This window comes from Ruegeria sp. YKSD179 (genome assembly GCF_059612885.1).
Map to the genome: position 1 here is coordinate 1 of NZ_JBXWRL010000125.1, position 1147 is coordinate 1147.

Annotated in this window: 1 protein-coding gene; it reads left to right on the forward strand. The window is 61.4% G+C overall.

The window, feature by feature from the left end; translation table 11 throughout:
• Positions 1–1147, forward strand: a 1147-nt coding sequence (locus AC2FNE_RS24630) for a [protein-PII] uridylyltransferase family protein (RefSeq protein WP_496806569.1), incomplete at both ends; no start/stop codon positions are given.

Consider the following 1147-nt stretch of genomic DNA (forward strand, 5'->3'; position numbering starts at 1 on the left):
CCGGGGTTGGCGGCGTTGGCGTCAAAAGGCTGGGTGCCGCAGGATGTCGCGGACAAACTGACCGATCATTATCGGGCGCATCGCGAAGTCGAACACCGCATTCAGATGGTTCATGATGCACAGACGCATAAGGTGCCGAAATCACCGGAAGGCATCGAACGCATCGCCTGTCTGATGGGGATCGGCAGCGACGAACTGAAACAGGACCTGAAAAACCGCCTGACGGAAGTACACGAACTGACCGAAGGTTTTTTTGCGCCCGGGCCCGGTCCTGCACCTGTGGCGGCGCAGGATGTGGAGTTTGACCAGAGTGTTCTGGCCCGGTGGGCGACCTCTCCGGCCCTAAGGTCCCAGCGCGGGCCGCGGATATTCGAACGGTTGCGGCCCGAGCGGCGGTCGCGGCTTGCCAAGACCGCCAAACCGGACGAGGCGTTGATGGCGCTGGACGGGTTTCTGTCAGGCCTTCCTGCCGGGGTGCAGCTGTTTTCATTGTTCGAGGCCAATCCGCAACTGATTGACCTACTGGTCGATATCGTTGGCACGTCTCATGCTCTGGCCTCGCATCTGTCGCACAATGCCTTGGTTTTCGATGCGGTGATCGGCGGCAGTTTCTTTGCCGATTGGCCGGGGCAGAAGGCTTTGCAAATCGAACTGGCCCGTGCGCTGGCGGAAGAGCCTGACTATGAAACCCGGCTCGACCTTGCGCGGCGCTGGTGTAAGGAATGGCATTTCCGGGTCGGTGTCCACCACTTGCGCGGTCTGATCGACGGGGCACAGGCAGGCCGGCAATATGCAGAGCTTGCACAATCGGTGATTGCCGCCATCCTGCCATATGTTGCCGAAAATTTCGCCCGCAAACACGGGCCCGCACCGGGGCGCGGAGCGGCGGTGTTGGGCATGGGGTCGCTGGGCACAGGACGGATCAATTCGCAATCCGATCTGGACATGATTGTGATCTATGACCCGCAGGATCAGGACATGTCCGATGGTCCGCGCCCTCTGGCCACGCGCACCTATTATGCGCGGTTCACGCAGGCGCTGATCACAGCACTTTCAGCTCCGATGTCACAGGGGCGGCTGTATGAAGTTGACATGCGCCTGCGCCCGTCCGGCAATCAGGGGCCGGTCGCCACCAGTTGGGCCAGCT